Annotated in this window: 8 protein-coding genes; 2 read left to right on the top strand and 6 right to left on the bottom strand. The window is 38.5% G+C overall.

The window, feature by feature from the left end:
* Positions 1-329: 329 nt before the first annotated feature.
* The 3 genes from trpS to rpe are packed head-to-tail and all read right to left on the bottom strand — an operon-like array spanning position 330 to position 2,705.
* Positions 330-1,334 (bottom strand): tryptophan--tRNA ligase, encoded by a 1,005-nt coding sequence (gene trpS, locus J8L98_RS19450; RefSeq protein ID WP_192506083.1) that lies wholly within the window; start codon positions 1,332-1,334, stop codon positions 330-332.
* Positions 1,335-1,356: 22 nt separating this feature from the next.
* On the bottom strand, positions 1,357-2,025 hold the full coding sequence (locus tag J8L98_RS19445; protein ID WP_210997795.1) for an HAD-IA family hydrolase: 669 nt from the start codon (positions 2,023-2,025) through the stop codon (positions 1,357-1,359).
* Complete coding sequence (gene rpe / locus J8L98_RS19440; RefSeq protein ID WP_210997794.1) at positions 2,022-2,705, bottom strand: ribulose-phosphate 3-epimerase; 684 nt, start codon at positions 2,703-2,705, stop codon at positions 2,022-2,024. The genes J8L98_RS19445 and rpe overlap by 4 nt, the downstream gene beginning before the upstream one ends.
* Before the next feature lie 186 nt (positions 2,706-2,891).
* On the opposite strand from rpe, the gene J8L98_RS19435 reads away from it, so the two are divergent.
* Both J8L98_RS19435 and J8L98_RS19430 read left to right on the top strand, forming a co-directional pair.
* Positions 2,892-3,197, top strand: coding sequence for a hypothetical protein (locus J8L98_RS19435; RefSeq protein WP_192506086.1), 306 nt, complete (start codon positions 2,892-2,894; stop codon positions 3,195-3,197).
* Between the two features lie 17 nt (positions 3,198-3,214).
* Positions 3,215-3,394, top strand: coding sequence for a DUF2970 domain-containing protein (locus J8L98_RS19430; RefSeq protein ID WP_192506087.1), 180 nt, complete (start codon positions 3,215-3,217; stop codon positions 3,392-3,394).
* Between the two features lie 21 nt (positions 3,395-3,415).
* On the opposite strand, the gene J8L98_RS19425 is transcribed toward J8L98_RS19430, so the two are convergent.
* Genes J8L98_RS19425 through aroB form a run of 3 tightly spaced genes read right to left on the bottom strand, consistent with a single transcriptional unit; the run spans position 3,416 to position 6,774 of the window.
* Positions 3,416-4,249: a Dam family site-specific DNA-(adenine-N6)-methyltransferase gene (locus tag J8L98_RS19425; protein ID WP_192506088.1), complete on the bottom strand. Its 834-nt coding sequence runs from the start codon at positions 4,247-4,249 to the stop codon at positions 3,416-3,418.
* Positions 4,250-4,300: 51 nt separating this feature from the next.
* The gene (locus J8L98_RS19420) at positions 4,301-5,704 is read right to left on the bottom strand and encodes an AAA family ATPase (RefSeq protein ID WP_210997793.1); all 1,404 of its coding nucleotides are present in this window, start codon (positions 5,702-5,704) and stop codon (positions 4,301-4,303) included.
* The gene (aroB, locus tag J8L98_RS19415; protein WP_192506090.1) at positions 5,704-6,774 is read right to left on the bottom strand and encodes a 3-dehydroquinate synthase; all 1,071 of its coding nucleotides are present in this window, start codon (positions 6,772-6,774) and stop codon (positions 5,704-5,706) included. Before aroB ends, J8L98_RS19420 begins: the two co-directional genes overlap by 1 nt.
* Positions 6,775-6,786: the final 12 nt, after the last annotated feature.

Here is a 6,786-nt window from a genome sequence, read left to right as displayed (position 1 = left end):
ATTCAATGTTTTCATAAAGAAATTTTAAATTTAAGTTTTACTCAACGCTGACTGCGTTTTGCTTTGCTAAGTTAGCGTAGCGCTCCATGTCAGTGGGGTCGCATTATAGGGAGATCCTTTTTTTGATCAAGCATTATTTTTAATAAAAACAAAAAAACAGTGAGTTCGGGCAAATAACAAGCAAAATGGGTCTAACATCATCATTCTGTATGAAAAACAACCTCAAATTTCAGTGTATTTCTACTTCATTTATTTAATAGATAAATATAAAACAAAAAGCCGGATCACTTTGCAGTTTTCCGGCTTACATTAAAATATATTAAATGACATCATGGACGAGGAATAAAGCCCACAGCATCATATACTGCATTTAATGTTATTTGAGCTCGCGTACTTGCTTTTTCAGCTCCACTTCTCATGATCTCATCAAGACGACTTTGATCTTCACGGATCTCTTTGAATCGAGATTGGATCGGCTCAATCATTGCGACAACAGCATCTGCGGTATCTTTCTTCAAATGGCCATACATCTTGTCTTCATACTCAGGGACTAAATCGACAATAGCGCGCTTAGTTGCTACCGAAAGTAACGTCAGTAAATTAGATACACCTGGCTTCTCTACTCTATCAAAGTAAATACGTGCTTGCTCATCGGAATCCGTTACTGCTTTTTTAAGCTTTTTCTCTATTTTTTTCGGCTCATCTAACATCATAATAAACGCATTAGGATTATCATCTGATTTAGACATCTTCTTTAATGGATCCTGCAAACTCATCACACGTGCTCCCAGTTCCGGTATATATGGTTCTGGTAATTTAAACACATCACCATATAAGTTATTAAACCGCGTAGCGATATCTCTTGTGAGTTCTAAATGTTGCTTTTGGTCTTCACCGACTGGCACTTGAGCCGCTTGATATAATAATATATCAGCAGCCTGCAATGCAGGATACGAAAATAGTCCAACATTAATATTATTTGCATGTTTTGCCGACTTGTCTTTGAACTGTGTCATGCGATTCAATTCACCCATTTGGGCGTAACAATTAAGTACCCAACCTAACTGGGCATGCTCTGGCACTTGTGATTGCACAAAAAGCGCTGCTTTTTCAGGATCAATACCGCAAGCAACATATAGTGCGATTCCATTTAGTACGCGGTCACGAAGTTCTTCTGGTTTTTGACGCACTGTAATGGCATGAAGGTCAGCAAGCATAAAGTAACTTTCATGATTTTCTTGCAAGTTAAGCCATTGGTTAATAGCACCAACATAATTGCCTATCGTCATACCACCTGTTGGCTGCATGCCACTCAACACTACTGGTTTGCTCATGATGTTCCTTTATATCTAAATATTAAATTCGCTTGGTTAAAATAGGGATTATATCTAAGAATCCCTCACAGAGGTACTCTGGATTAAAATCTTCTAAATTGCAGCCTTGGTTATAACCGTATTTTAAGGCGATAACGTCTACTTCTGCATTTTTGGCCGCCAATATATCGCTTTTCGAATCGCCAATCATTATCGCATCACTCGGTTTAATACCCAACGCTTTGCATGCCATTAAAACCGGTTCAGGATTTGGCTTTTTCGCCGTATCATCACCACAAACAAGCACTTCAAAATGGTGATTAAGTGATAGTTTATCTAAAAGCTGCTCGGTAAAAGCCCTGTCTTTATTGGTCACCACAGCCTTAGGTAAATGCGTCAGCGCAGACAAACCTGTCTCTACATGTGCATACAAAGCAGCGTAATTACCCACAATATCATGATAGTGCACCTTGAACCGGACAATTGCGTTATCTATAAGCGATTGGCTCAACTCAGGGTTAACTAGCATGTCTCCTGTTAAACCACGCTTCACCAATATTGTAATGCCATTACCCACCCATGTTTTAACTTGCGCGTAGCTGACGATCGGATAGGCTACCTCTGTCAATGTCAGGTTTAAAGCCATATACATATCTTCGACGCTATCAACTAACGTTCCATCTAGGTCGAACAACACACCTTGATAACTCATGATCCAACCTTTGCAAGTTCATCACGCATTTGCTCTATAACCGTTTTATAATCTGGTTGGCTAAATATGGCAGATCCCGCCACAAACATATCTGCACCTGCAGCGGCTACTTCTGCGATATTGTCTACTTTAATACCACCATCAACTTCTAGACGAATGTCTCTCCCTGAGTTTCTGATAAGTGTCTTAACTTTTTTTAACTTACTTATCGTTTCTGGGATAAAGCTTTGACCACCAAAACCTGGATTTACTGACATTAATAAAATGACATCAAGCTTATGTATAACATGGTCAAGATAATGTAACGGCGTCGCAGGATTGAACACTAATCCTGCTTGGCAGCCATGTTCTTTAATCAAGCTAATTGTGCGATCTATATGCTCACTTGCTTCTGGATGAAATGTAATAATACTCGCACCAGCATTCGCAAAGTCGGGAATTAGTCTATCAACAGGCTTAACCATTAAATGCACATCGATTGGTGCGGTAATACCATAATTCCGAAGTGCTTTGCAGACCATTGGCCCTATTGTTAAGTTAGGCACATAATGGTTATCCATGACATCAAAATGTACAACATCCGCACCAGATTTAAGAACGCGCTCTACATCTTCGCCTAACCTTGCAAAGTCTGCTGATAGAATAGACGGAGCAATGAGGTATTTTGCTTTTTCAGACACTATAATACTTCCTGATATATCGAGTTATCAGGCTCACTTTACCGCAATTTTTACTCCGACCCCAGTGAAAATGAGCGTAATCGACTTCATTGAATTTGATATCGACTAAGCTATATTAATTGTGTTTGTTTTATGAGCATCTATTGTGTATTATCTAATGATAACTTGTAAGTGAGGGTAGTTATTATGTTGAGTCGGCTAAAAACACGGATGCTTGGGCTTTCAGCGATTGCGATTGTTTCTTTAGGTGCAATTTCATATGATAATGCTCAATTAGTACTTGCAGAACACAAAAATTGTGGCTGTAATACAACACTTCAAACCACAAATCAAAATACTTTAATCTGTAAACGTGAAGCCCACACAAGCTGGTACGCATGGTTAACAGGTGAGAGTAGCAGTGCCCAGTTCCATTATTTGGATTTACTCGAATTACTTTTAGGCTCTAAACAATCGAGTGATAACAGCAATAGGTTAACGTCACACCTGTAAAAAAGGACTGCTACGACATGAAGTTACTCAGCATTTTCCAAAGTGTATTAGCTGCTTTATTTGGCGTACAAAGTCACGGCAAATATGAGTTTGATTTCAATTCTGGCTCTTTTTTACCTTATGCTGTCGTTGGTATAGCACTTGTTACGGGGTTCGTTGTCGCACTTGTTGTCTTGGTTAATTACATTCTCAACTAATTTCTTTAAAAGGAAGAATGGTTAACTCTTACAATAAAGCGCCATTAATTCATTCACCTTATTTCGACTCCCACCTTTTGGACTGATCGTTCTTTTTACTTGAATAACATCTAACGATGCTTGACTGTAGATTTTACGTGTCCAAGCCGTATCGTGATTGGATATCAAAACAGGTGTCGACTGCTCAAATGCTGAAACTTCCGCTAAATTGGCTAAAATAGCTTGATCATTCAAATCAAAACCACCTTTCGCATAAGAGGTAAATGAAGCCGTCTTACTTAACGGGACGTATGGTGGATCACAATATACGACGGCATTATTCGGCAAACTCTTAAATACCTGAGCGTAACCTTTACACGTAAAAGTCGCTTTTTGTGCCTTTTGTGCAAATGTGTATAGTTCTTTCTCTGGGAAATATGGTTTCTTATACTTGCCAAACGGTACGTTAAAAATGCCTTTTAAATTATATCTGCATAAACCATTGTAGCCATGTCTATTCATGTATAAAAAAAGAATTGCGCGCTCATAAATATCAACGCTTGCGTTAAACTGCTTTCGGTAGTCATAATAAGCATCAGCATGATTATTGAGATCAACAAAGAGTTTACGAGCATCGCTTACAAACTCATCAGGTTGGAGCTTCAATTCATTATACAAATTGATCAAATCGGCATTAATATCGTTTAAGACATAGCGTTTAAAGTCCGTATTCAAAAACACTGAACCAGCACCAACAAAAGGCTCAACTAGAGTATCGGCACTTTGACTTGCTAACGATAAACGTTGCGCTATGCCATCTACCAGACTATATTTTCCGCCTGCCCATTTTAAAAAGGCTCGGGTCTTTTGTTGCATACTGACTCTATTTATTTTGAAGTTGCGCGATTTTACACTAAAATCTACCAATTACCGAATGAACAAAGCAATTTCCTGCTTGATTTTAGTCTGCTTTTTAAAGAATGGTTGTCCCGTGAGCAAATCTTTTGGCAATTTCGCTTTTCCTATTTTTGCCGCATCGATTGTAGAGTAACCACTTTGGATAACTATCCACCATACAACCTCGGCTCGGTTTGTGCCGTAAATTTTTAAATCACTAACGCGTTGCTCATGAGCAGAAACAAAAGCTTCTGCAATTGTTTTATCTTTTACCGCTAATAATTGAATAACCCAGTTAGAATCAGGTTCAGATAACAGATTCAAGTGATCATCAACAACGCTAACACTTTCCACATCCACAACCACCTCTTTTAATTCTAAAAACTCGGCACTTTCTTCTTTTCTAAGTTCAGACGTAACGGTTACCGAAAGTTGCTTCGGTTTATTATCCGTCACAATCTTATCCACTTCGGCTTTTTGAGGAGTGTGGGTAAGCGCAGAAAAAATTGCACTCGTCTCTGTCTTATTTTGTACTTCTAGTGCATCATCGATTGACACAACAGCTGTTCCATTCAAAACATCATCTGATACTTCAGTCTTACTGCCATCACCTATAATTAACTCATTACTATGCAATGGCGTTTTTAAAATCCGAGTGCTTGGCAGTACGGTGTTAACAACTACTTTTTCCTCACTCATCTCGGGTATCAAGCTCGTAATTTCTTTTTGATACACAAAAGCAACCATCAAAAGTGCTAATAAAACAGTCAGCAATGTCAAATGCCACTGCATCTTTATAAATTTACTGGATGCTGGTTTTTCTAACTGTTGCGTTTCAGGCTGCCAATCTAACAAGATTGCAGGGTTACCATGAGATGCACTCAAAAAGGTTTGAAAAATTGGATCTTCATCAACAGGCAACTGCTTAAAAAACATTTTCATTAACGTCTTGGACTCAGACAATGAGAGTGGCTCTAAATGTAAATCCAATGCTTGCGGGACCATCATCGGTGATTGTGCAGTGACAAGAATATATATTTTTTCAATGCCCTGTTTTGCTATGTTTTGTAGCTCCGCGATCATTTCATCAGATAAATGTCGCGCGCCATCCAAAACCCATAAGCAAGGGCCTGATGGAGAATGATTGTGTAAATTTACGAAATTCTCACTTAAGGTGTGAGTTTGATCAATTAATGGGGAGCGAAAACTGTGCTGTAATAATTGAACTGTTAGATCTATATCTTTTGAGTTTGCTGATAATTTAATAAATGCTTTATTAAATTCAGCATATTTATCTGTAATGAATGACTCTGCTAAATAGCTTTTTCCTAATCCAGAAGCCCCTATTAAGCAAATCAAATTCTGCCCATATTCAAACTGTAATTCAATTCGATTAACTAAAGCAGCTCTACTGGGCAATATTTGAGATTGCATTAGCGCCCTATTAGCGTACTCACAGCGTCATCAGAAACATCGTCTACCAATGCGCAATTACCCAACTTCGTTGGTACGATAAAGCGAATGCGGCCTTGCTTATTCTTTTTATCTTTACGCATATGAAATAAGAATTCAGCACTAGTCATATTATCAGGAATATCAATAGGTAAGTCATACAAAGATAACAAACCTTCAATTCTTTCAACTTCTTTAGCCGTTAATGCACCACGTTGATATGCTAACTTAATAGCCAACATCATACCTGAAGACACCGCTTCACCATGCAGCCATTTTCCATAGCCCATCTGTGCTTCAATAGCATGACCAAAAGTGTGACCTAGATTTAGCAATGCACGCAAGCCAGCCTCCTTCTCATCATGTGCAACTATTTCAGCTTTAATTTGGCAGCAACGATGGATAACTTGCATTAGTGAGTCAACGTTTAACGCTTTTAACTTTGCATGGTTATCTTCAAGGAAGGCTAGAAAGTCAACATCATAAATTAAGCCATACTTAATCACTTCAGCCATACCTGCCGAAAACTCTCGAGGTGGTAATGTCAGAAGTGTATCAGTATCAATAAAAACGGCAATTGGTTGATAAAAAGCCCCTATCATATTTTTACCAAGAGGATGATTCACAGCGGTTTTGCCACCGACAGATGAGTCGACTTGTGATAATAAGGTTGTTGGTATTTGTATAAAAGGAATACCACGCTGATAACATGCTGCAACGAACCCTGTCAGATCTCCTATTACTCCCCCGCCTAAAGCAATTAAACAAGTGTCTCGCCCACAATTGTTTTCCAACAAAAAGGCTGATACCTGTTCAAAATACTCTAATGTTTTATATTGCTCTCCATCCGGTAGAACAATATGTAAGGGGGCGTGTTCATCTAAACTACGTAATAAACCATTCAAATACAATGGTGCTATAGTTTGGTTAGTCACGATAACAGGTCGGCATGTACCAACATAGTGTTTTAATTTCTGCCCATCAGACAATAGATTCTGACCAATATAAATTGGATAACTACGCTCGTTCAAATCCACTTTTAATTCAAGCATGCATCCCTCTCA

It is taken from the genome of Pseudoalteromonas sp. MMG013 (genome assembly GCF_018100885.1).
Lineage (GTDB): Bacteria > Pseudomonadota > Gammaproteobacteria > Enterobacterales > Alteromonadaceae > Pseudoalteromonas > Pseudoalteromonas aurantia.
This window is presented reverse-complemented; position numbering and strand designations above follow the sequence as displayed.

Bases quoted from the DNA above. Each gene is read 5' to 3' on its own strand.
- trpS (WP_192506083.1), bottom strand. From the start codon at position 1,334: ATGAGCAAACCAGTAGTGTTGAGTGGCATGCAGCCAACAGGTGGTATG.
- J8L98_RS19445 (WP_210997795.1), bottom strand. From the start codon at position 2,025: ATGAGTTATCAAGGTGTGTTGTTCGACCTAGATGGAACGTTAGTTGAT.
- J8L98_RS19435 (WP_192506086.1), top strand. From the start codon at position 2,892: ATGTTGAGTCGGCTAAAAACACGGATGCTTGGGCTTTCAGCGATTGCG.
- J8L98_RS19430 (WP_192506087.1), top strand. From the start codon at position 3,215: ATGAAGTTACTCAGCATTTTCCAAAGTGTATTAGCTGCTTTATTTGGC.
- J8L98_RS19425 (WP_192506088.1), bottom strand. From the start codon at position 4,249: ATGCAACAAAAGACCCGAGCCTTTTTAAAATGGGCAGGCGGAAAATAT.
- J8L98_RS19420 (WP_210997793.1), bottom strand. From the start codon at position 5,704: ATGCAATCTCAAATATTGCCCAGTAGAGCTGCTTTAGTTAATCGAATT.
- aroB (WP_192506090.1), bottom strand. From the start codon at position 6,774: ATGCTTGAATTAAAAGTGGATTTGAACGAGCGTAGTTATCCAATTTAT.